Here is a 21,686-nt window from a genome sequence, read left to right on the forward strand (position 1 = left end):
CCTACGGTAGCCGGATGATCGCAGATGGTCGGCCGGAGGCGCGGCGCAAGAACAAGGTCACGAGCTGGGCCTGGTGGATGTCGGAGAAGCGTCGGGCCTACGGCTCGGTAGGGCTGGCGATTCTGCTCGCGCTGCCGCTGCAACTGCGGATCGCCGCGCACGTCAGCCTGTTTACGTTTTTGGGTTACACCCTGGTGCTGCTCGCCACCTACCTCGCGATCTACGCCCTCATGACGATCGTCGTCTTCGCTCGCGTCTCCCCGCAGGAGTGCCGCGAGTGGGCGCGCTCGACGCAGCCGGGTACGCGGGTGGAGCGGTTCGTGCTCGGAACGCAGCCCGGCGCGGGGATGGCGACCGGGCTCTCCGCCATCTCGCTCGGCGCCGTCGTCATCGGGCAATCGGCGGATTTCTGGTGGGCGTTGGGGTTGTCCACGATCGCGGGGGCCATTGTCATCGTCGCCTTGCTCGTCGCGTCGTGGCTGTCGGTCGTGCTCACCTACGCGGTCGAGTACATGTGCCGCGATCAGCGGGAGCCAGGCACGCAACTCTCGTTTCCCGGTGGGGCCGACGACCTGCGCTGGGTGGACTACCTCTACTTCTCGTTCGGGGTGAACACAACCTTCGGCACCACCGACGTCGATATCCAGGAGTCGACGATGCGGCGCACGGTCATGGGGCACGGCATCATCGCCTTCATCTTCAACACGGTCATCCTCGCCGTCGCCGTCAGCGCCATCGCCTGAGTTGGCTGTCCAGCCAGGCGGATGTGGAGTGCTCGATGTACATCGTTGTACAGTTGAGTACATGGCGATGTCGATGAGCGAGGTACGCGCTGAGCTTCCTCGCGTGCTCGACCGGGTCGAGGCGGGCGAGGACATCGTTGTGACGCGGCACGGCAAGCCGGTCGCCGTGGTCGTTCGGCTCGATCGGGTGCGCGCCCGCGCCGCGGAATCTGCCTATGCCGTCGCCGACGACCTCGATGTGCGGATCGAGCAAGCACGTCGGGCGCCCCTACCCGCACCGTCGTTGAGCAACGCCACCGCCCGAGATCTCGTCGCTGACGTCGACCGTTCCCGCGGGCCGCGCTGACTGACGTCATCGATCTGCAGGCACTTCGCTCGAGGACGCTGACTTGGACGCTTTCGACGCCGATGTGCTCATCTACGCTGCAGTGCCGGGGCATCCCCTCGGGTCGCCGGTTCGTGCCCTCTTGGCGGCCTCCGAGCCGGGAGTGCCGGCCGGCATCGGCTCGACTCTTCTCCTGCCCGAACTGCTCATCAAGCCGGTACGTACCGAGAACGTGGGCGAGGTCCAGCAGCTCACCGCCCTTGTGGCGCGCCTGGATCTCCTGCCGTGTGACGCCGCGACGGCCCGTCTCGCGGTCGCCCTCGGCGCGCGGTACGCCCTGCGGGCCGCAGACGCGGTGCATCTGGCGACCGCCGTCCATGCCCGCGCCGAGCGATTCGTGACAAACAACCGCAAGGACTTTCCGGAGACCATCGGGGAGATCGCGATCACCTACCCCGATCGCCTCTCACCGCCCTCCTAGAGGCGGGCGGCGCGCGGAACGGCGAGCAGTGGGACGACGCACAAGACCGACGCGATCGCCATCGACATCCCCATGAGCTGCGGCGTGACCCCCAGCAGCGACACCATCGGCGGAATGAGCGCACCGAAGAGGCTCTGCACCAGGCCGATGCACGCGGCCGCGGCGCCGATCGCCTGACCCTGTCCCTCCAGCGCCAGCGTCGTGGCGTTGGGCAGCAGTGGCCCCGCCACCGAGATCGCAAAGAACAGCGGGATGATCACCCACCACACCGAGGCCCCCTCGACGTGGGTGGCGACTGCTACGGCCAGGCACGCGACGATGCTCATGGCCAGCGTCCACACGAGGACCCGGAACGAACCGATGATGCTGACGATCCGCAGGTTGAGCCGTCCGAGCAGCAGGATGCCCACGGAGTTGGCGGCGAACAGGTAACCGAATTGCTGCGCGCTCAGGCCGTAGCCGTTCTGCATGGCGAAGCTGCTCATCGCCAGGTACAGGCTCAGCGGCTGAAAGCCGATGGCCAGCACCAGCGCGGGCGCCAGAAACGACCGGTCGCGCAGCACGCGGGGAAACTCACTGAACAGCGACCAGAGCTTGGCGTCCTTGCGCTTCTCTGGCGGGAGGGTGTCGGGAAGTCGCACCGCGGCCACGAGCAGCGCCGCGCCGCAGAGGGCGATGGCCACGAAGATGCCGCGCCAGCCGGTCACCACCAGCAGCAGGGCGCCGAGCAGGGGAGCGACGACGGGGGCCACGCCGAACACCAGGGCGGTGATCCCGAAGGCGCGGGCCGCCTCGCGCCCGCTGTAGAGGTCGCGGACCATCGAGCGTGCGATGACGGCGCCGGCGCCACCGCCGAGCCCGCCGAGAAAGCGTGCGATGAGTAGGAACTCCAGGTTGGGGGTGAGCGCGCAGGCCACTGCGGCGACCGTGAAGAGCGTGACCCCGATGATGAGCGGCCACCGGCGACCGACCTGGTCGCTGAGCGGCCCGACGACGACCTGTCCGAGGCCGAGCCCGATCATCGACACCGACAGCGACAGTTGCCCGCCCGTGTCAGTGGCGCCCAGGTCACTCGTCAGTTGCGGCAGCCCCGGCAGGTACATGTCGAACGACAGCGGCCCGAACGCCGACAGGGCCCCGAGCATGATGAGCAGCCGTCGCCGTGACGGCAGGGGGCGGGCGTACTGGGCGGACACGAAACTCCTCGAAAAGCAATGGGTTGGCCGCTCGGCGGCCTCGAGCGAGCGGCGCTGCCCGACCGGACGCTATCAAATCGATTCGATCTGCCAGGCCGAAGGGGGTCTCGGTGGACGTAGCGGATTCTTGACGTACTCAGGCGAAGCGCCCCTAGCGCACCCAACGCGTTGACCTGCGGCGATGCCACGAGCCCGTCTGGGCGAGCATCCCCGGGTACGTCGAGAATCCGCTACGTCAGCCGGCACTTGCCGATGCGCTGGGTGTCGCCAAGGTCATTCGGTACGTCGGCGCCGGCGTCATCGGGGGCGGGTAGCTTGCGTGGTGTCGACAGCTCGTGTCGCTCGCTCGGCCGGATCGCGATGAGGAGAACTCCCGTGGCAATGCAGCTCAACCCCTACCTGACCTTTCCCGGTAACGCCGCGGAGGCCATGGCGTTCTACGCCGAGGTTCTCGGCGGATCGGTCCAATCGATGTCGTTCAAGGAGTCGGGCATGGACGTCGACGGCGTCATGCACGCGGCGCTGGAGACCCCGACCGGCTTCCACCTCTACGCCTCGGACCAGTTGCCGGGCATGGGGCCAGATCTGGTGCCCGGCAACAACATCCAGATCTCGATCTCCGGCGATGACGCCGACGCGATGCGCGGCTTCTGGGAGGGGCTCCGCGACGGCGGCCAGGTCGTCATGCCCCTGGAGAAGCAGATGTGGGGCGACCTGTACGGCCTGCTCACCGACAAGTTCGGCATCTCCTGGCACATCAACATCGCCGGCGACGCCGCCGGGGCCTGATCGGAAGCCGCTCTGCCGCGCCCCGGGCGTGCGGCAGGGCACCCGGCCAACTCCCGCAGGCGAGCACCCGGGGCTCCGGTGGGCCTCGCCGGACCGGCCGACGGCTGGAACCGAGCTCTCTGGGGGCGGGTGATTCGCCGTCACCGCGGCATGGGCCCTGTTCGTGGGGATCGAATCTGCCTTGCACTATCGGGGGGCCGCCGGTTAAGGATGAGGGGCGCGACCTGCAGGTGGCAGGCGCCGCTGCCCTGTCCCCCTCACCGCGAAGGACCGCATGTCGACCGAGACCGTCTGGGGCCTGATCGGGGTGTTCGTGGGGGGCGCGTTCCCGTGGCTGGAGGCGATCTTCGTCATCCCAGCCGGGATAATCGCCGGCCTCCCGGCGCTGCCGGTCGTCATCGCGGGCGCGACGGGCAACATTCTCACGATCGGCTTGGCCGCGTACGCAGGTGAGTGGTTCAGACAGCGGTGGGTTGCGTTCCGGCGGCGGCGTAGCGCGGAGAAGGGTGAAGACGCCCAAGAGCGCGCCCGCAAGGCAGCCAAGGCCGAACACCGGCAGCAACGCGTGGTGCGCGTCATGGATCGCGGCGGACTGCCCCTTCTGTCGTTCCTCAGCCCCTTCATCGGCACGCAACTCTGTGCTGTTGCCGCCGTCGCCATCGGAACGCGGGCCACACCCACCTTCGTGTGGATCAGCGCGATGACCGTCCTGTGGTGCATCGTCGCGGCCTGGGCCACGCTGGCCGGCTTCGCCTTCTTCACGGACGCATGAGATGAGTTACGCACTCCCCGACAACAGCCCGGATCCGGGGGCCACGCCGGACCTGCCGATGCGGACCACGCTGCGGCTGCTCGCGACCTACATCACCCCGCACCGCGGGATGCTCGCGATCGGGGTGGCGCTGGGGCTCGTCGGCACGGCGATGGAGTTGGCCACGCCGCTGGTCACCAAGTCGGTTCTCGACCGACTGGAGATCGGGGCATCCTTGGCGACCCCCGTCATCATCCTCGGGGTGTTGCTAGTCGCGGGCACGGTGATCGGCCTCATTCAGGGGATCATGCTGGGCACCCTGGCCGAGCGGATCATCCTGGCGACTCGCACCGGCATGGTCCGCCACCTGCTGCGCACCAAGGTGACCGATCTGGCGCAACGCTCCGGAGGGGAGATGGTTGCGCGGGTCACCTCCGACACCCTCCTCATCCGGGAGGCGACGACCACGACGATCGTGCAGGGCATCAACGGCGTGGTGGCGCTCGTCGGGGCCATCCTGCTCATGGCCTTTCTCGACGTGCCGTTGCTGCTGGCGACCGTGGCGGTGATCATTCTGGTCGGGATCGCCGCGGCCACACTCATGCCGCCGCTGGCTCGGGCGCAGCGCGAGGCGCAGGCCGAGGTCGGCCGGATGGGTGGCCGGCTCGAAGGGGTGTTGCGCGCGGTCCGCCCCGTCAAGGCCAGTCGCGCCGAGGAGCGCGAGGCCAGCAGGATCGGTGACCACGCGAGTCGGTCGGCGCGGTTGGCCGTGCGGGCGGTGCGCCTGGAGAACGTCGCCTGGGCGATCACCGGAGCGGGAGTCAACCTGGCGGTCCTCATCGTGCTGGGCGTCGGCGGCTGGCGAGTGGCCAGCGGTGAGATCGGGGTGTCGACGCTCATCGCGTTCCTGCTCTACCTGTTCCAACTGATGATGCCGGTCATGATGCTGACGATGGCGATGACCGCGCTGCAGTCCGGCCTGGCCGCGGCGGCCCGGATCCACGAGGTCACCACGCTGCCGATCGAAGTCGACGAGCCCGCCGCGGTGGCACCGCAGGCCCGCACCGATGCAGCGGCGCTGGTGTTGCGGGAGGTGCGCTTTCGCTACGACCCTGCCGGTCCGTGGGCGCTGGACGGGGTGTCACTGACGGTCCCGCGCCGCGGCCACGTGGCGATCGTCGGCCCCTCCGGTGCGGGCAAGACGACGATCTTCGGGTTGCTGCTGAAGTTCCTGGCGCCGCAGAGCGGTTCGATCTCGCTCGACGGTCGACCGTTCGAGCAGTGGCCATTGGGGGAGTTGCGCCGACGCCTGGCCTACGTCGAACAGGACACGCCGTTGGTGCCGGGGACGGTGCGCGAGAACCTTCTGTACGCCGCGCCCGACGCCGGCCCGGAGGCGGTGGCGCGGGCGCTGGAGGCCGTCCGGCTGACGGACCGGTTCGGTTCGCTGCCGCAGGGCCTGGACACCGAGGTCACCGGGGCGGTGCTGTCTGGCGGTGAACGCCAGCGCATCGCGTTGGCCCGGGCGTTGGTGGCTGACCCCGAACTGCTGCTGCTCGACGAGGTCACCGCCCAACTCGACGGCATCACCGAGGCGGCGGTCGCCGCGGGCATCCGGCGGCAAGCCGAGCGGGGGGCCGTCATCACCATCGCCCACCGACTCTCGACCGTGATGGATGCCGACGCGATCATCGTCCTCGACCAGGGCCGTGTCCGCGCCGTCGGCACGCACGCCGAACTGTTGGCCACCGATGAGCTCTACGCCGAACTCGTCACCGCCCTGCGGATCGCCCAGGACGCGCACCCACCGTCGGGCCCGTGACCCGAGCTGTCCTCCGGCTCTCCGCACTAGCTGTTGGGCAGAGGCGCTCCGAAACGCAGCAGATTGTTGTCGGGGTCGAGGTGCGCGCCCTCGCGCAGTCCGTAGTCCGTGTCGACGGGGGCCACCGTGCGCCCGACGCCTGCGTCCGCCCACTCCCGCGCGAGCCGATCGGCGTCGTCGACGTACAGGTAGACGCAGCCAGCGCCCGAGAGTGGGTCCAGCTCGGGCATGAGCGACAGGTGCAGGGCGACGCCGCCGCGCTCCGCCGCGCCGTACTCGGGCGTCAGTTTGGTGACCTCGAAGCCGAGCGCGCGGTAGTGCTCGATCGAGCGGTCGACGTCGGTGACCGGCAGAACAGCGGCGGAGCTCACGAGCTTCGCCAGGTCGGCAGTCGTCATCGAGCCAGCCTATGTCGGGCTGGAGCGTGCAAGCGGTTGTTCGCCGGGTGCGTTCCCTGGCCGGGTTCGCCGTCTTCACCTGAGCCGGCGGCTGCAGGAACAGGCGATGGGACGCGGGTTGTGACTAGGCTCCCGGCATGAGCGACGAGCCGTCGACGACGGGAATCGATCCGAGCGCAGCACCCTCGGGGCCCGGCTGCGTGGAATGCCTGGAGACCGACGGGTGGTGGGTCCACCTGCGGCGATGCGCCCAGTGCGGGCACGTGGGCTGCTGCGACTCCTCTCCGTCTCAGCACGCCTCGGCCCACGTTCGAGCCTCCGGACACCCGGTCGTGCAGAGCTACGAGCCGGGCGAGAACTGGATGTACGACTACCGCACGGAGGAGTTCGTCCGCGGCCCGAAGTTGGCCGAACCGACGAGCCGCCCGGACGACCAACCGGTGCCTGGCCCGCAGGGCCGCGTCCCCGACGACTGGCGCGACCACATCCACTGATCGACGTCCACCTGGTCGAGTCGGCCTGAGGCCGGGCGGGCGCTCAGCCGCCGAGTACCTGGTTGACGAAGTTGGCCGAGCGCTCCCGCAGGCCGTCGATGCGGCGGGTCACGATGACGCGCCGCGCCTCCTCGTCGACGCCCCCGGCCTCGAACGTCGGCGGTCGGCGCACGTTGGCCGAGCATATGAACTCGGTGCAGATGAAGGTGCCGATCGTGTTGCCCTTGCGCCCGGCCGGCCCCGCGAAGGCCGCCGAGTACATGCTCACGTCGTCGGTATTGACGACGTCCTCGCACAGCACGCACATCTTCTTGCGGCGCACCGCGGGCTCCTTGGCCCGATGCAGGAGCACGACCCGCAGCTCACCATCGAGCTCCAGCGCGAGGTACGCCGTCTCCGGCAGCTTTGGGTCCCGCCAGCCCAGGTACTCCCGGTGCTCGAAGTCGATGTCGTCCAGCGCCGGCAGCGTCGCCTTGGCCGCCTCCCGCTTCGACGCATTGACGAATCCCGCCCGGATCGCCTCCGGCGTGATCGGGGTCATGTGCGCTCTCTTTCTGTCAGCCGGGTCGACCCTGCGAGTTCGTTCGGGCCCTCCGGGTGCTCTCAGGGACCGACGTACTCGTGGTCGACGCCCAGCAAGTCATAGGTGCGCCGGGCGCGCAGATCCCGGGTGAGGAGGCGTCGCGCGTTGGTGCGGGCAGCCTCCCCAACGAGGGCGTCGTACACCGCTCCACCGATGATGCCGATCGTGGCAAGTCGGGGTCGCAGCGCCGCTGAGGCGTCCGTCGACAGCCACACCACCTCGGGAAAAACGCGATCAAGCAGGGAGGCGGCATCTGCGGGGTCGACTGCCAGTTGCCCGGGAAGCCGGGTCAGGACGGCGAAGACCTCGAATGCCGCGTGACCGGCGAGGGCGGGACGGTGTGCGCGCACCGCTGCCAGGCACGGGCCGTGGGCGGCGTGCCCTGCGTCCAGCGCGGGAACGGCGACGCTGGTGTCGACCGCCCACCCCTCAGCGCTGGCCATCATCTCGCCAGCGCTGAACGTCGGCGTCCGTGACCGCCACCCCGCGAACGGCCTCGATGACCGGCCAGCCGTCGACGTCCACGATGCGTCGCCTCGGTTTGCGCAGGGGAGTGAGGAGCAGGCCGTCCCCGGTCAAGGTCACCTCGAACTGGGCATCGGGGCCCAGCCCCAGCTGATCGCGGGCCTCCTTGGGGATAACCACGCGTCCCGCTTTATCCAGCGATGCCAGCATGCCATCCACGATACCATTCAGAGGGCTCAATACGATGACGCTCCCCGCCTGCAGGAGCTTTGGGCCCGGCACAGTGGCGACCCTGAGATTCCGTCACGCGCCACGAATCGCAGGCGACCGGCTTGTCGGCTGGCCTCAGCCTTAATCGGTGTTCTTCAGGTAGAGCTCGACGCGATCAGTCGTCCACGTCGGTACCCCTGTGCCGAAGAAGTCGTTGTCTTCGGTCCAGATGGGGCAACGCAGAAGGATCGCTGTGGCAAGGACCGGCCAGTCGTCAGAATCTCGCTGCGCGATGCGGGCCAACGCCGTCACCTTCTGGGATTCATAGGCCTCCTCCGGTACGGCAGTGACCGTCCGTCGGAGCGCGAACAGGAAATCGAGGGCAGGTCCAACCTCGGGTGCTCGACCGTGCTTCGTCAGGATTTCGGGAAGGTGCCGTTCGGCGTCTTCGTAGGCGATAGTCGGGGAGACGAAGTCGATGTGGGGCGCGTACGTAGCGATGAGTTCCTTGACCCGTCTGCCGAGGACGGCACGGACCAATATGTTTGCGTCCAAGACCAGGCCGCGTGCCGCCACTACCGAGCCGCCCTGCGACGCTCCTTGAAGTCTTCGACCAGCGTGTCGACTTCACTATCAGCCAGTGCGAGCAACTTGTCGAGCTTCTCGCCAGCCGCGCGCAGGGTGGCGGTCTCGGCCGTGCGGTCGTCCTTGACGGGGATGAAGTAGCCGACCGTCCGTCCGTGGCGGGTCACTGCCACGGGTGCGTCGTCGTCGACGAAGTCGGCCAGGCCGGCGCGGAATTCCCGTATCCCCACTCGTGCTGCAGACATCCCGACTCTCCTGCGATCATTTTGTGTACATCACGTGTACACATTCACGATACAACGCCCCTCGGACGGTGTCCACGTTCCCTGGTCGATGAGTTCTTACGGTCTCGAGATGCAGGTGCTGTTGTGGGCCGCTGACCTGTAGCGAGACGAGTCGGCCACGGCTGCCCGCCTCGCGAGTACGTAGCAAGCTCACAGCTCGTCCGCGGAGAAGTGCGCCCTCTCCGCCCGCCACTGGTGGATCTCTGTTCTAAGGTTCCTGGTCGGGGGCGGTGGGCATGGGCAGTGGGACGTCGCGGTCGACGCGATGGGCGATGAGGCGCTCGTCGGCGAGGATGTCGTCGATGAGTGGGAGTGGCCCGAGGACGTAGGTGCTGTAGGCGTCGATGCCGGTGGTTGTCAGCCACGACTCGTCGATGGCCCACAGGTAGGCCCAGGCGGGATTCCACCAATGATCGTGGTCCCAGCCGGGAGGCTCGTCGAGGACGTCGTCCAGGGTGCCCTCGAACAGGAGGTGCTCGCGGTCGTACTCAAGGGCGACCCAGGGTGACTGCCAGTCCGGCGGCTGCTGGTGGATCTCGGCCCTCCTTGCCAGATGGCACCACGTACCGCTGGCGTCGGTGAGTGCCGGCGCAGGTGGTCCTCGAGAACGCGCCACAGTGACGGCGAGAGATGGCCCACAGGGGGCTCATCGACATGCAGCCAGCGTCGCAGGAGCCGCAGTGCCTCGGCGCGCCAGACTTCGGCGCGTCGAGTGTTGCGCTCCCTGCCGTCCGGTGCGGTTGCAACCGCAACCCTCGGCAGAGAGCGCGACCGTCGAGGGGCTGTGCCTCGGCACGCGAGCCGCATGTAGGATCGCGCGCTACTTGTCGTATCAGGGGGCCGCTGACCTGGGCTGCGACAGGAGCGTGAGACTGGACTTGTCTCAGTATCTTGTCCATTTCTGCAAGTCGATGCCCACGTCATGTGACGGACTTGCTGGCTCAGTTGAGGGCTAGCGTGACCGTGAACGAAGCACCTTGCCTTAGTCCCGGGCTCTCGGCGGACAGACTGCCGCCGTGGGCGTCCGCGATGGCCTTGCTGATCGTGAGTCCGATACCGGAGCCGGTGCGGTCTCGAGTTCGGGCCGAGTCGCCTCGGTAGAAGCGTTCGAAGGCGTGAGCGAGCTGTTCGGGGGTCATTCCGTCGCCGTTGTCGGCGACGGTGATCGTTGCCTCATGATCGTTGCGGCCGCCGTGGATGGTTACGGTGCCTCCGGGTGGGGTGTGTCGGAGTGAGTTGGCCAGGAGGTTGGTGAGGATCTGACCGATGCGGTTGCGGTCGACGCGGACGTGCACATCGGCGATGGAGTCAGTGTCGACCATGAGATTCACGCCCTTTTCGTCGTAGCGGTCTCGCATGCCTTCGTGAGCGGCCCTCAGCAGACTGCTCAGCGGTGTTTCTTGCAGATCGAGTGCGAGGCGGCCTTCTTCGGCGGTGGAGACCTCGTCGATGTCGTCGGCCAGGCGTGCCAACCGGTCGGTTTGCTCGGTCAGGGCGGAGCGGGACTGCGGGCCGAGTTGAGCCACCCCGTCATGCAAGCCTTCGTGATAGGCGCTGAGCGTGGCGATGGGTGTGCGCAGCTCATGGGCGAGGTCGGAGAGCATGCGCCGCCGTGTGTCCTCGACTCCTTCGAGGCGTACGGCCATGGCGTTGAATGTCTGGGCGAGGGTCTCCAGCTCGGTGCCCGCCCCAAGTGTCGGCACTCGGGTGCCGTAGTGACCTCGGGAGAGCTCTCGGGCGGCGCCGCTGATCTGGTCGAGAGGTTCACGTAGGCGGCGGGTCAGGAACCAGCTCACTGTGGTTGCAGCCAGGAGGGAGATGAGCAGGGCGCCTCCCACGGAGATGAGCGAGGCATCCCGGTATGCCATCTCGATGTGCACCAGTTCGGGCGCGTTCTCCCGGTGGCCGGCTTGAAGCAGATGCTCGTGGAAGATCGGGGGCCCCACCAAGGTGGCGACCAGTCCCGCGGTCAGAGCGCCGGCCAGCAGCACGATGGCCTGACCCGCGAGAAGCCGACCGGCGAGACCACGGGGCCATAGTCGACTCACGCTACGTGTGGCGGTCATCCTCGGCCCATCCGATAGCCGATGCCCCGAACTGTGACGATGTACCGGCCATTGTCGGGGTTGTCACCGAGCTTCTTGCGCAGGTGGGCGATGTGGACGTCGACGAGGTGCTCGTCACCGACCCAGCCGCCACCCCAGACCTCGTCGATGAGTTGGCGGCGTGAGAACGCCATGGTCGGCCGCGCCGCCAAGACCATCAGCAGGTCACGCTCGGTGGGTGTGAGTGCCACGGGCTCGTCGCGCAGGTGGACCTGCTGGCCGGCCGAGTCCACCCGTAGCTCACCGAAAACCCACGCGGGCTGGGCGTGGGTCTGCGCCGATGAGCCGGCCCGAGGGCGGCGCAGCACCGCTTGGACGCGTGCGACCAGTTCACGGACGCTGAAGGGTTTGGTGACGTAGTCGTCCGCTCCGACGGACAGGCCGATGAGGGTGTCGATCTCGTCCTTGCGGGCTGTGACCACGATGACGTAGCAGTCGGTGAACGTACGGATCTGACGGCAGACCTCGATGCCGTCCAGGCCGGGTAGTCCTAGATCGAGGATCACCACATCCGGTCGGGACTCGCGCACCAACTCCACCCCGGAGGGCCCACTGTGTGCGACCAGGGTCTGGTAGCCGGCCCGAGAGAGGTAGGCCGCGATCATGCCGGCCAGGGTCTGCTCGTCCTCGATCACCAGGACGGTCACCGGAGCGTCAGATGCTGTCGTACTCACACCTGCCAGTCTCACCCACGCACCTCAGGCGGGCAGCTGCCCTGCCGCCACCCCACGGGCATCTTCGTCAAACCTGAACCTCACGGTGGTCGAGCCTTGACGCCGGGGCCGGAGGCTGAATCGTGCCGGGCGTCTTCACGTCCGGTCGGACCGGAAAGGAGCCCGCTGATGATGTGGGGAAGTGGCTTCGGCATGACGTGGTGGATGTGGCTTGCGATGGGGGCGGGAACGCTGGCGTTCTGGGTCGTCATCTTCATGGCCGTGTGGGCGCTGCTCCCGGGGCGGGAGAAGGAAGGCGACACGACGCGTCCCGACCCGCTGACCCTCCTGCGGGAGCGACTGGCCAGGGGAGAGGTCAACCCGGAGGAGTACGAGCAGCGGCGACGCCTCCTGGTCGACGGCCACTGACATACCCACGGATCCCACGAAAGGCACCATGACCACGCACAGACCGACCCGCCGAAACGTTCTCCTCGGAGGGCTGGGGGTGGCAGCGGCCGCCACTCTGACCGCATGCACCGGAACCCGCGGTGCCACCAGCGCTCCACCAACGCCGACGTTCGGTGCACCCAGCCCTGTCACACCATCGGCCGGTCAGAAAGTCGTCGAGAAGGCGCTGACGGCCAAGCCGGCCACCCTGGATCTGGGTGGGCGTTCGGTGGCGACCTGGGCGTACGGCGACACGGCGCCGGGACCACTGGTGCGGGCGACGGCGGGAGACCTCCTTCGCGTCACTCTGGACAATCAACTCCCGGCCGAGACCACGATCCACTGGCACGGCATCCGGCTGCACAATGCCGCCGACGGAGTCCCAGGCCAGACCCAGGACGCCATCCGACCCGGTGCAAAGTACGCGTACGAGTTCACTGCGCCTGACCCCGGCACGTACTTCTTCCACCCTCACGTCGGCGTTCAGCTCGACCGCGGGCTCTACGCCCCGATGGTCATCGACGACCCGACAGAGCCCGGTGCCTACGACGCCGAGTGGATCTTGGTCCTGGACGACTGGATCGACGGCACCGGAACCACCCCCGACGAAGTTCTCAAGAGCCTTGTCGGCGATGCAGGCCAGTCCACCGGCCCCATGAACGGCATGGACGGCATGGGTGGCATGGACCACGGCTCCATGGGAAACATGGGAGCCGCACCGTGGGGCGATGCCGGTGACGTGACCTACCCCCTGTTCCTCATCAACGGGCGGCCACCCACCGACCCGGAGGTGCTGACGGCCAAACCCGGGCAGCGTGTCCGGCTGCGGATCATCAGTGCCGCATCCGACACGATCTTCACCGTCGCCCTCGGCGGCCACCGGCTGACCGTCACCCAGACCGACGGGTGGCCAGTGCAACCGGCCGAGGTCGACGCGCTCTACATCGGGATGGGCGAACGCTACGACGCGATCGTCACTCTCAAAGACGGCGTCTTCCCCTTCGTGGCCAGGCCGTTCGGCAAGACCAGTGGCGGCCAGGCCATGGCCCTGGTCCGCACCGGAAGTGGGACCCCTCCCGGAGCGGACACCAGCCCCAAAGAACTGAGCCGGCAGGTTCTGATCGGCTCGGAACTCAAGCCGGCCGCATCCGCGAAGCTGTCCGCCCGCGAGCCGGACGCCGTCGCGCAGCTCACTCTCGACGGCTCGATGAAGCCGTACCGGTGGGGCATGAACGGCGCCAAGTTCGGCGAGAACGAGCCTTTGACAGTCAAGGCCGGACAGCGGCTGCGGATCGACGCGCGCAACCTGACGATGATGACCCACCCGCTGCACCTGCACGGTCACACCTTCGCGCTGCCGTCAGGACTGCGGAAAGACACCGTGTTGATGGCCCCGATGCAGTCGTTCGCCCTCGATCTGGACGCAGACAATGCCGGGGACTGGATGGTCCACTGCCACAACATCTACCACGCAGAGGCCGGCATGATGATCGCCCTCAACTACACGGCATGAGACGTCTTCCCGGGCGCGTCCTGGTCGTGGGGTCGATCCTCGCCGCTCTCGCGACACTCTCGGCGTGCGCCGACGCAGACGTGCGAAACCCAGCAGGGGCCGCCGCATCCACCAGGGGGAGCACCCAGCCGCCGATCGCCATCACGCACATCCACGGGGTCGCCAGAGATCCGAGGAGCGGAGAGTTGCTGCTGGCCACCCACCAGGGGCTCTTCCGGCAGGTTGACGGGGAGCTGCGCCAGAACGGACCGGTCATCGACCTGATGAGCTTTGCCGTCGGAGCGGACGGAACCTTCTTCGCCTCCGGACACCCCGGCCTCAGCACCGACCTGCCACAACCGGTCGGACTGATCACTTCCAACGATGGCGGCGCGTCGTGGCGGGTTGCTTCACGAGGCGGCCAGTCCGACTTCCACGCCCTGACAGTCGCCGCCGGCACGGTCACCGGCTTCGACGGTGCGCTCCGAAGCACCTCTGACAACAGCACCTGGACGCAGCACGCGATCCCCTCACCGCCACGTGACCTGGCGGCGGCTCCGCGAACCGGAACTCTGCTCGCCCCGACGAGCTCCGGCCTGCTCACCAGCACCGACGACGGCAAGACCTGGACCGAGCTCGCACCGCCCGAGCTCGCGGTGCTGGCGGCATGGGCCGACGACACCACCGCCGTCATTGCCACCACCAACGGCCGGTTGGCCACCAGCACCGACGCCGGACACACCTGGACGCTGCACCCCCAAACCATCGGGATGGCCGAGGCCCTGCACGCGCAGCGCACCGCGGACCGGCAGGTCGAGGTCCTAGCCGTCGTCGACGACAAGGTGATCCGCACCCTCGATGGCGGGGCGACCACCCAGATCCTCGCCGAGTAGCCGGCATCTTGACGCAGCCTTCACCTGACCTGGATGTCGTCACAACGCCGAGGCCGAACCCTGGAGATGTCCAGGCAAGAAATCCAGAGCCACTCGAAGGAGAGAGACCAGATGAAGTTCCAGCGACAAAGCACAGACCACGGTTACGCCCCGTTCCCTGCACCGCCCGCCGCACCGACGGACCAGCCGACACAGCCGACGGACCAGCTTAGGAGCCAGCCTCCCTCGGGGGGAGGCCACTCCCACGGATGGATGATGTGGCTGATGTGCCTGCCCATGCTCGTCCTTGTCGGCGCTCTCATGGCCACTGGCGGACTGGGTCTCGGCGGGCTCCTGTACGCCCTCGCCTGCCTGGGGATGATGGGCGCCATGATGCTGTGGATGAACCACGGCAGCCACGGGGGCCACAAGCATTAGCGACGCCGCCATCCGCGTGATCTTGACCAAATCTCAACACCACGGCGGTAAGACCACGACGTGGGTGGCGAAATCTCGTCTCGATCGGACCACCGCACCCCCAGGAGATCCCCCATGGCCAGTTTCACCAAGCGCGTCGCGCTGCTCGCAGCGGCCGGCACGCTGACCGTCGGCACACTTGCTGCCTGCTCGAACACCACCGAGAGCTCCATGCCCGGCATGGACCACAAGGCCACCCCGATGACCAGCAGCGCCACCGCCGGCGCCTCGGTCGACGCCAAAGACGGCGACGTCAGGTTCGCCCAGATGATGATCCCCCACCATCAGCAGGCGATCGAGATGGCCGACGTGGCCCTGTCCAAGCCGAGTGCCTCCGAGAAGGTCAAGGAACTGTCCGCCGACATCAAGAAGGCCCAGGACCCTGAGATCGCGACCATGCGGGGATGGCTGAGCTCGTGGGGAGCCCAGACCTCCATGCCCCCGGGCATGGATCACGGCAGCGGCATGATGAGCGCCGACGACATGGACAAGCTCAAGGCCGCCGAAGGCGCGGCTTTCGACCGCACGTGGATTACGCAGATGATCAGCCACCACGAAGGGGCCGTGACCATGGCCGAGCAGGTCCTGGCGACCACCCAGAACCCGGAGGTCAAGCAGTTGGCCGAGGCGATCATCAAGGCCCAGAAGGCCGAGATCGCCACCATGCAGAGCCTGCTCTGACCCGCAGGCACGCCGAATCGAGAGACGCCATGACCGAGCACCACCATCACACCGGACATTCAGCAGTGACCGGACAACTCGTCCGCGACCCGGTGTGCGGTATGACCATCGACCCCTCGACAGCCCTGACCGTCGAGCACGAGGGCAGTCAGTTCCACTTCTGCTCGGAACACTGCCGCGCCTCGTTCACCAAGAATCCGGCGAAGTACACCACGCCGGCAGTGTCCGACGAGACGACTGACCTGTCGTCGAAGGCCGATCCTTCCCACATCTCGGACGCCGTCGAGTGGACCTGCCCGATGCACCCGGAGATCCGCCGGGACACTCCCGGATCATGCCCGATCTGCGGGATGGCGCTCGAACCGGTCACCATCACCGCCGACAGCGGACCCAGCCCGGAGCTGGCCGAGATGACCCGGCGGTTCTGGATCGCCACCGCCCTGACCATCCCCATCGTCATCCTCGAGATGGGCCGCCACTTCATTCCTTGGCTGCACGAGTCGATCCCGGGTCCGACTTCCGTGTGGCTGCAGCTGGTGCTCGGCACACCCGTTGTGCTGTGGGCAGGCTGGCCGTTCTTCACCGGCGGCTGGGCGTCTGTGCGCACCCGCAACCTGAACATGTTCACGCTCATCGCCATGGGCACCGGAATCGCGTGGCTGTTCAGCGTCGTCGCCACCCTGGCTCCTGGCATCTTCCCCGACTCCTTCCGCAGTCAGGACGGCACGGTCGACGTCTATTTCGAGGCCGCGGCCGTCATCACCACCCTCGTGCTCCTCGGGCAGGTCCTTGAGCTACGCGCCCGTGAGCAGACCTCCGGCGCCATCAAGGCCCTGCTCGACCTGAGCCCGAAGACCGCCCGCCGCGTCACCGACGACGGCACCGATGAGGAGGTCCCACTGGACCAGGTCCAGCTCGGGGACCGGCTGCGGGTCCGTCCCGGCGAGGCCGTCCCCGTCGACGGCACCGTCCAGGAGGGCAGGTCGGCCGTGGATGAGTCACTGGTGACCGGTGAGTCGATGCCGGTGACCAAAGAAGCCGGCCACACCGTGATCGGCGGCACCATCAACGGCAGCGGCGGGCTCGTGATGGTCGCCGAGAAGGTCGGACGCGACACCATGCTCGCGCGCATCGTGGCCATGGTGGCCGAGGCGCAGCGCTCCCGCGCGCCCATCCAGCGCATGGCCGACAAGGTCTCGGGCATCTTCGTGCCCGTCGTGATCGTCGTTGCGATCGTCGCGTTCATCGTGTGGGCACTGGTCGGACCGGACCCGAGACTCGCCCACGCCCTCATCGTCGCCGTCGCCGTCCTCATCATCGCCTGCCCCTGCGCCCTGGGCCTGGCCACGCCCATGTCGATCATGGTCGGAGTGGGGCGCGGCGCCGGCCTCGGAGTCCTCATCAAGAACGCCGAGGCTCTCGAACGCATGGAGAAGGTCGACACCCTAGTCGTCGACAAGACCGGCACCCTCACCGAAGGCCGACCGACGGTAACCCGCATCGTCACCACAGACGGGCGCGGTGAAGAGGACCTGCTGCGCATCGCGGCGGGGGTCGAACGCGCCTCCGAGCACCCCCTGGCCCAAGCCATCGTGACCGCCGCCAACGAGAAGAAGCTGACCATCCCCGACGTCACCGACTTCGATTCCCCCGTAGGGCGCGGGGTCCTCGGCACCGTCGACGGCGAGCGAGTCGTCATCGGCAGCGCAACCTTCCTCACCTCAGAGGACATCGACACCAGGGAAATGGCCGGACGTGCCGATGAGCTCCGCGCGGACGGGGCCACCGTCATTCACATCGGTATCGACGGGCACCCCGCCGGTCTGTTCGCCATCGCCGACCCGGTCAAGCAGACCACCCCAGCGGCACTGGGCGCCCTGCGAAAGGAAGGCATCGACGTCGTCATGCTCACCGGCGACAACCGCGTCACCGCTCACGCCGTGGCCAAGACCCTCGGAATCGACCGCGTCGAGGCCGAGGTGCTACCCGACCACAAGAGCGACATCGTCAGCAAGCTGCGCGCCGAAGGTCACGTCGTCGCCATGGCCGGGGACGGCATCAACGACGCCCCAGCCCTCGCGGCAGCCGACGTCGGCATCGCGATGGGGTCAGGCACCGACGTCGCCATGGAAAGTGCCGGCGTGACCCTCCTCAAGGGCGACCTCACCGGCATCGTCCGGGCACGGCGCCTGTCCGAGAAGACGATGGCCAACATCCGCCAGAACCTCTTCCTCGCCTTCATCTACAACACACTGGGCATCCCCATCGCCGCCGGAGTCCTCTACCCCGTCTTCGGACTTCTCCTGTCTCCGATCATCGCCGCGGCTGCCATGGCCCTGTCCAGCGTCAGCGTCATCACCAACGCCCTGCGGCTGCGCACCCAGAACATCACCTGACTCGCCGGCCACCCCGAACGAGCGGCTCGGCGCACGCCCCGGGCAACCCACCCACTCCAGGCACGGCACGAAGGGAACCTCTGGCATGCCCGAAGCATCTGCCGCCGACTTCGACACCCCGCCGCCTCGCAGCCACGCGCCCGGTGAGCCGCCCTCCAGAACTCGAGGACGGCTCACCTCGGCGTGGGCGTGGGTAAAGGCCGCCATCGGCGTCGCACTCGGACTCCTTCCGCACCTGGTCCACCACATCGGACTGCTGGCCGGTGTCGCCCTCATCACCGGCGCCGCAGGCAATTTCATGCTCTACCTGGTCGGTCTGATACTGAGCATCCCCCTGTTCCGGCGCCTGCACCGACGCTTCCGCACCCGATGGGCCCCCATTCTGGGCGTCCTCGCCTTCACCGCGATGTTCGCGCTCTCCGCTTTCGTCGTCGGACCTGCCCTCACCAGCGGTGACTCCCCAACACCAGCGCCCTCCGTCACGCTCCCGCCCGAGCACGGCAGCCACCACTGAACGCCCCACCCGCATCCCCTACCAGCCACGTCGGACGCAGTGTGGGGCGCCGGCGAACGTATCTCAGGGTCGTGATCGCGTGCCGCTCTGCCCGACACGAGGCTCCTCTTCCAGCGCAGGCTCCGAAACCGGCAATCAACACTGTTGCTTAACGCATCCCTGACCGGATTCACACGCCGGTCGGATCAGGCTCTAGACATGACTTCTGATCGGCTCAGCGCATCACCAACCAACCTCGGCCGCGTGGCCTCTTCGGACGTGGCGCAGCCCAAGCCTTCCCGGCGCACCCGGGACCCAGGAACACTGCGCACCTGGCTACTGGACGTCCGAGGAATGCACTGCGAGCGGTGCAACGCCCGCGTCTCCGAGACGTTGCTGCGACTGAACGGAGTCACGAAGGCCGTCGTCGAGACGGCCCGTCGTCGGTCCACACCCGTGCTCGTGGTCGGGCAACACCCCCTGACCCGGGTCGAAGTGACGTCAGCCATCGAGTCCGTGGGTTTCAGCTGCCGTCCCCTCCGGAGCGAGAATCGGTGAACCGGCCCACCAACCGCCGGGGACGGATCCGCCCCCGCCAAGGGCCCTTTGCCTCCACGAACACCGGTATCAAGTGGCCCGCCGGATCCGTGCCGACAATCCCGTGCCCGGCGTGTACAAGGCGGCCGGGAGGCACCGACACGAAACCTTGACCCAGCCATGAGCGGCTCTCAACCCTCTGAGCGCAGCCTCGGAACTGTGAGGCCCCGCGAACACCACGATCCCCGCCGCCGAGTCACGCTCGTGACCGCACCCGCCTGCCACCTCTGCGAGGACGCATACACGCTATTGACCGAGCGGGCAGAACAAGGCCTTCTCCAGTTGACCGTCGTCGAGATGCAATCCCCCCAGGGGGAATCGCTGATTGCCCGGCACCGTCCACCCCTGTTCCCGATGGTGTTGCTCGACGACCGGCTCCTGAGCTGCGGGCGCCTCTCCAGGGGCAAACTGGACCGCGTCCTGGAAAGCCCGGTCTGACATGGGCAGCGAGCTGCTGGCGACCGGAAGCATCTTGGCAGCCTTCTTCGCCGGGTCTGTCGCGCTGTTCGCTCCCTGCTGCATCGTCTTCCTCGCCCCCTCGTACCTCGCCGCAGCCGTGAAGAACAATCGGTGGCGACTGCTTCCGCTCACCGTGGTCTTCGCAGCTGGGCTCGCCTTGGTCTTGGTGCCCATCACCTTGGGCGTCAGCCTCATCGCCGGCGCCATCTCCCGCTACCACCTGCAGCTGTACTGGGCGGGCGGCCTGCTCATGATCGGCCTGGGGCTGCTCGCGCTGACCGGACGAATGTGGTCCATGCCCAGTGTGCTGCGCGCACCGGATGCGACGCGCGCCGACTCGGCCACCTTCTTCAGCCTCGGTGTGTTCGCCGGCATCGCTTCCAGCTGCTGCGCCCCTGTCCTCGTCGGCGTAATGACCCTTTCCGCCCTGTCCGCCAACCCTGTCGGCGGCACGCTCCTGGGGCTGGCATTCGTGTTCGGCATGGTCATCCCCTTGCTCCTGATGGCTCTGCTCTGGGACGCCGCGGGCCTGCGTCATCGTCGATGGGGCCAAGCCAGGCCGGTCCAGCTGCGGATTGCACAGCACACCCTGCACACCAACACGATCAACCTGGCAGTCGCAGGGGCTTTCGCCCTCATGGGAATCGGCGTGATCTCGCTTGCCGGAGCCGACACCATGACCGGCTCCGGCACCTGGTTCCAGCAAACCGCCGCAGAGAACCTCACCACGTTCGCCCAGCAAGTCCTCGAATGGACCCAGCCGGTCCCCGAGCCCGTCCTCGGGCTCGCCCTGCTCGCTCTTGCTGGCGTCTTCGTCTGGTTCACCCTGCACGACCGGAACGACCCTGAACCGATGAAACACGGCCAAAGCGCGTCCTATGACTCAGACAGTGCCGCTTGCCACCACACCGAACGACCTACGAGCCGGAGCGGACAATGACCACAAGACAGCACGACACCAGCGCGCGCCAAGCGCGCCTGAACGCCGTCCAGCAGGAACAGCGCAAACGCCGACTCACCCGACGAGCCCTCGTCCTGGCTGCCACCATCGCGGTGCTGGGCCTCATGGCGTTCGGTCTGTGGCAGGCCCGCCCCACCACGACCGAGGGTGCGACCACGAAGATCGCGCCCGCCTTCACCCTCCCCACGACCGCAGGAACCAACGTGTCCCTGTCGGACTACCGCGGCAACCCCGTCATCCTCTACTTCAACGAAGGCGCGGGCTGCGGCTCGTGCACCCAACAGATGGCCGCCATCGAGAAGGACGCCGACTTCGCCAAGTCCGGAATCGTCGTCCTGCCGATCGTGATGAACACCGCGGCACAGATCCAGCCGGACATGGACAGATTCGGAGTCAAGACGCCTTACCTTCTCGACGACGGCACCGTCTCCAAGGCGTATGACACCCTCGACAAGGGCATGCACAAGGGCCTGCCCGGACACGGCTTCGTCCTCATCGACAAGGACGGAAACCAGCGCTGGCAGGGCAACTACCCCTCCATGTGGGTCGAGCCCGCCACTCTCCTGAGCGAGGCCACATCCCGACTGTGACCCTGACAGAGTGGAGCGCATCTCGACGGCAGGATGCGCCTAGTGGAGCGTGTCGTTAGTTGCTAAACGGTTTGCGTTTGGGATGATGGGGCATGGCGAATCGTGCGGCGGCGGCGTTGATGTTGCGGGAGGGTGATCGGGGCGAGTTGGAGCGGTTGCACCGCTCGACGGCTGCTCGTGCGGGGCAGGTGTTGCGGGCGCGGATCGTGTTGGCGGCCGCGGACGGGGAGGCGAACGAGCGGATCGCGGCGCGGTTTCAGACCTCGAAGGCGACGGTGCTGAAGTGGCGTGGCCGGTATCAGGCCAACGGGCTGGCCGGCCTGGCCGATGAGCC

At 67.7% G+C, this 21,686-nt stretch carries 29 protein-coding genes; 19 read left to right on the forward strand and 10 right to left on the reverse strand.

Annotation, left to right across the window (positions count from 1 at the left end; translation table 11 throughout):
• Positions 1 to 14 precede the first annotated feature (14 nt).
• The 3 genes from KILIM_RS08840 (at position 15) to KILIM_RS08850 (ending at position 1,549) form a co-directional block, all read left to right on the forward strand.
• The gene (locus tag KILIM_RS08840) at positions 15 to 743 is read left to right on the forward strand and encodes a DUF1345 domain-containing protein (RefSeq protein WP_157551605.1); all 729 of its coding nucleotides are present in this window, start codon (positions 15 to 17) and stop codon (positions 741 to 743) included.
• Positions 744 to 804: 61 nt separating this feature from the next.
• A complete protein-coding gene (locus KILIM_RS08845; protein ID WP_040562753.1) occupies positions 805 to 1,089 on the forward strand; it encodes a type II toxin-antitoxin system Phd/YefM family antitoxin in 285 nt (94 codons plus the stop codon).
• Between the two features lie 43 nt (positions 1,090 to 1,132).
• Complete coding sequence (locus tag KILIM_RS08850) at positions 1,133 to 1,549, forward strand: type II toxin-antitoxin system VapC family toxin (protein WP_006592323.1); 417 nt, start codon at positions 1,133 to 1,135, stop codon at positions 1,547 to 1,549.
• Here KILIM_RS08850 and KILIM_RS08855 read toward each other — a convergent pair.
• Positions 1,546 to 2,745, reverse strand: a complete 1,200-nt coding sequence (locus KILIM_RS08855; protein ID WP_006592324.1) for a multidrug effflux MFS transporter — start codon at positions 2,743 to 2,745, stop codon at positions 1,546 to 1,548. The two genes, KILIM_RS08850 and KILIM_RS08855, sit on opposite strands and share 4 nt — an antisense overlap.
• Positions 2,746 to 3,126: 381 nt before the next feature.
• On the opposite strand from KILIM_RS08855, the gene KILIM_RS08860 reads away from it, so the two are divergent.
• The 3 genes from KILIM_RS08860 to KILIM_RS08870 all read left to right on the forward strand — a co-directional run bounded on the left by KILIM_RS08860 (position 3,127) and on the right by KILIM_RS08870 (position 6,107).
• Complete coding sequence (locus KILIM_RS08860) at positions 3,127 to 3,534, forward strand: VOC family protein (protein WP_006592325.1); 408 nt, start codon at positions 3,127 to 3,129, stop codon at positions 3,532 to 3,534.
• Between the two features lie 274 nt (positions 3,535 to 3,808).
• Complete coding sequence (locus KILIM_RS08865) at positions 3,809 to 4,306, forward strand: small multi-drug export protein (protein ID WP_006592326.1); 498 nt, start codon at positions 3,809 to 3,811, stop codon at positions 4,304 to 4,306.
• 1 nt (position 4,307) lies between these two features.
• A complete protein-coding gene (locus KILIM_RS08870) occupies positions 4,308 to 6,107 on the forward strand; it encodes an ABC transporter ATP-binding protein (RefSeq protein WP_006592327.1) in 1,800 nt (599 codons plus the stop codon).
• A gap of 26 nt (positions 6,108 to 6,133) precedes the next feature.
• Here KILIM_RS08870 and KILIM_RS08875 read toward each other — a convergent pair whose 3' ends face one another.
• Complete coding sequence (locus KILIM_RS08875) at positions 6,134 to 6,505, reverse strand: bleomycin resistance protein (RefSeq protein WP_006592328.1); 372 nt, start codon at positions 6,503 to 6,505, stop codon at positions 6,134 to 6,136.
• Positions 6,506 to 6,642: 137 nt separating this feature from the next.
• On the opposite strand from KILIM_RS08875, the gene KILIM_RS08880 reads away from it, so the two are divergent.
• Positions 6,643 to 6,999: a UBP-type zinc finger domain-containing protein gene (locus KILIM_RS08880; protein ID WP_006592329.1), complete on the forward strand. Its 357-nt coding sequence runs from the start codon at positions 6,643 to 6,645 to the stop codon at positions 6,997 to 6,999.
• Between the two features lie 43 nt (positions 7,000 to 7,042).
• Here KILIM_RS08880 and KILIM_RS08885 read toward each other — a convergent pair whose 3' ends face one another.
• From KILIM_RS08885 to KILIM_RS08920, 8 genes are all read right to left on the reverse strand, one after another.
• Entirely contained in the window at positions 7,043 to 7,540 is a 498-nt protein-coding gene (locus KILIM_RS08885) for an FBP domain-containing protein (protein ID WP_006592330.1), read from the reverse strand.
• Between the two features lie 62 nt (positions 7,541 to 7,602).
• Positions 7,603 to 8,028 (reverse strand): type II toxin-antitoxin system VapC family toxin, encoded by a 426-nt coding sequence (locus KILIM_RS08890; RefSeq protein ID WP_174316823.1) that lies wholly within the window; start codon positions 8,026 to 8,028, stop codon positions 7,603 to 7,605.
• Positions 8,012 to 8,257 carry an AbrB/MazE/SpoVT family DNA-binding domain-containing protein gene (locus KILIM_RS08895; protein WP_040562757.1) on the reverse strand — a complete coding sequence of 82 codons (246 nt, stop codon included), beginning with the start codon at positions 8,255 to 8,257 and terminating at the stop codon, positions 8,012 to 8,014. The genes KILIM_RS08890 and KILIM_RS08895 overlap by 17 nt, the downstream gene beginning before the upstream one ends.
• Before the next feature lie 141 nt (positions 8,258 to 8,398).
• On the reverse strand, positions 8,399 to 8,833 hold the full coding sequence (locus KILIM_RS08900; RefSeq protein ID WP_006592333.1) for a PIN domain-containing protein: 435 nt from the start codon (positions 8,831 to 8,833) through the stop codon (positions 8,399 to 8,401).
• A complete protein-coding gene (locus KILIM_RS08905; protein WP_006592334.1) occupies positions 8,833 to 9,087 on the reverse strand; it encodes a type II toxin-antitoxin system Phd/YefM family antitoxin in 255 nt (84 codons plus the stop codon). The genes KILIM_RS08900 and KILIM_RS08905 overlap by 1 nt, the downstream gene beginning before the upstream one ends.
• Positions 9,088 to 9,334: 247 nt before the next feature.
• Positions 9,335 to 9,742 carry a hypothetical protein gene (locus KILIM_RS08910; RefSeq protein WP_006592335.1) on the reverse strand — a complete coding sequence of 136 codons (408 nt, stop codon included), beginning with the start codon at positions 9,740 to 9,742 and terminating at the stop codon, positions 9,335 to 9,337.
• A gap of 325 nt (positions 9,743 to 10,067) precedes the next feature.
• Positions 10,068 to 11,192 (reverse strand): sensor histidine kinase, encoded by a 1,125-nt coding sequence (locus KILIM_RS08915; protein WP_006592336.1) that lies wholly within the window; start codon positions 11,190 to 11,192, stop codon positions 10,068 to 10,070.
• Positions 11,189 to 11,905 (reverse strand): response regulator, encoded by a 717-nt coding sequence (locus KILIM_RS08920; protein ID WP_040562759.1) that lies wholly within the window; start codon positions 11,903 to 11,905, stop codon positions 11,189 to 11,191. Before KILIM_RS08920 ends, KILIM_RS08915 begins: the two co-directional genes overlap by 4 nt.
• 168 nt (positions 11,906 to 12,073) lie before the next feature.
• Here KILIM_RS08920 and KILIM_RS08925 point away from each other — a divergent pair, with 168 nt between their 5' ends.
• The 12 genes from KILIM_RS08925 to KILIM_RS08980 all read left to right on the forward strand — a co-directional run.
• A complete protein-coding gene (locus KILIM_RS08925) occupies positions 12,074 to 12,313 on the forward strand; it encodes an SHOCT domain-containing protein (protein ID WP_006592338.1) in 240 nt (79 codons plus the stop codon).
• A gap of 28 nt (positions 12,314 to 12,341) precedes the next feature.
• On the forward strand, positions 12,342 to 13,847 hold the full coding sequence (locus KILIM_RS08930; RefSeq protein ID WP_040562761.1) for a multicopper oxidase family protein: 1,506 nt from the start codon (positions 12,342 to 12,344) through the stop codon (positions 13,845 to 13,847).
• On the forward strand, positions 13,844 to 14,719 hold the full coding sequence (locus tag KILIM_RS08935; protein WP_006592340.1) for a F510_1955 family glycosylhydrolase: 876 nt from the start codon (positions 13,844 to 13,846) through the stop codon (positions 14,717 to 14,719). The genes KILIM_RS08930 and KILIM_RS08935 overlap by 4 nt, the downstream gene beginning before the upstream one ends.
• Before the next feature lie 264 nt (positions 14,720 to 14,983).
• Positions 14,984 to 15,136 (forward strand): hypothetical protein, encoded by a 153-nt coding sequence (locus KILIM_RS24355; RefSeq protein WP_169330750.1) that lies wholly within the window; start codon positions 14,984 to 14,986, stop codon positions 15,134 to 15,136.
• A 114-nt stretch (positions 15,137 to 15,250) separates the two neighbouring features.
• Positions 15,251 to 15,856 carry a DUF305 domain-containing protein gene (locus KILIM_RS08945; protein WP_006592342.1) on the forward strand — a complete coding sequence of 202 codons (606 nt, stop codon included), beginning with the start codon at positions 15,251 to 15,253 and terminating at the stop codon, positions 15,854 to 15,856.
• 29 nt (positions 15,857 to 15,885) lie between these two features.
• Entirely contained in the window at positions 15,886 to 18,252 is a 2,367-nt protein-coding gene (locus tag KILIM_RS08950) for a heavy metal translocating P-type ATPase (RefSeq protein WP_006592343.1), read from the forward strand.
• Positions 18,253 to 18,337: 85 nt separating this feature from the next.
• Complete coding sequence (locus KILIM_RS08955) at positions 18,338 to 18,766, forward strand: hypothetical protein (RefSeq protein WP_006592344.1); 429 nt, start codon at positions 18,338 to 18,340, stop codon at positions 18,764 to 18,766.
• 198 nt (positions 18,767 to 18,964) lie between these two features.
• Positions 18,965 to 19,303, forward strand: coding sequence for a heavy-metal-associated domain-containing protein (locus KILIM_RS25440; protein ID WP_006592345.1), 339 nt, complete (start codon positions 18,965 to 18,967; stop codon positions 19,301 to 19,303).
• 243 nt (positions 19,304 to 19,546) lie between these two features.
• Positions 19,547 to 19,780: a glutaredoxin gene (locus tag KILIM_RS08965; protein ID WP_217997079.1), complete on the forward strand. Its 234-nt coding sequence runs from the start codon at positions 19,547 to 19,549 to the stop codon at positions 19,778 to 19,780.
• A 1-nt stretch (position 19,781) separates the two neighbouring features.
• A complete protein-coding gene (locus tag KILIM_RS08970) occupies positions 19,782 to 20,741 on the forward strand; it encodes a cytochrome c biogenesis CcdA family protein (RefSeq protein ID WP_006592347.1) in 960 nt (319 codons plus the stop codon).
• A complete protein-coding gene (locus tag KILIM_RS08975) occupies positions 20,738 to 21,352 on the forward strand; it encodes a peroxiredoxin family protein (RefSeq protein ID WP_006592348.1) in 615 nt (204 codons plus the stop codon). The genes KILIM_RS08970 and KILIM_RS08975 overlap by 4 nt, the downstream gene beginning before the upstream one ends.
• 92 nt (positions 21,353 to 21,444) lie before the next feature.
• A partial coding sequence (locus KILIM_RS08980) for a helix-turn-helix domain-containing protein (protein ID WP_006592349.1) occupies positions 21,445 to 21,686 on the forward strand: 242 nt, incomplete at its 3' end.

This window comes from Kineosphaera limosa NBRC 100340, from assembly GCF_000298215.1.
Taxonomy (GTDB): Bacteria; Actinomycetota; Actinomycetes; order Actinomycetales; family Dermatophilaceae; genus Kineosphaera; species Kineosphaera limosa.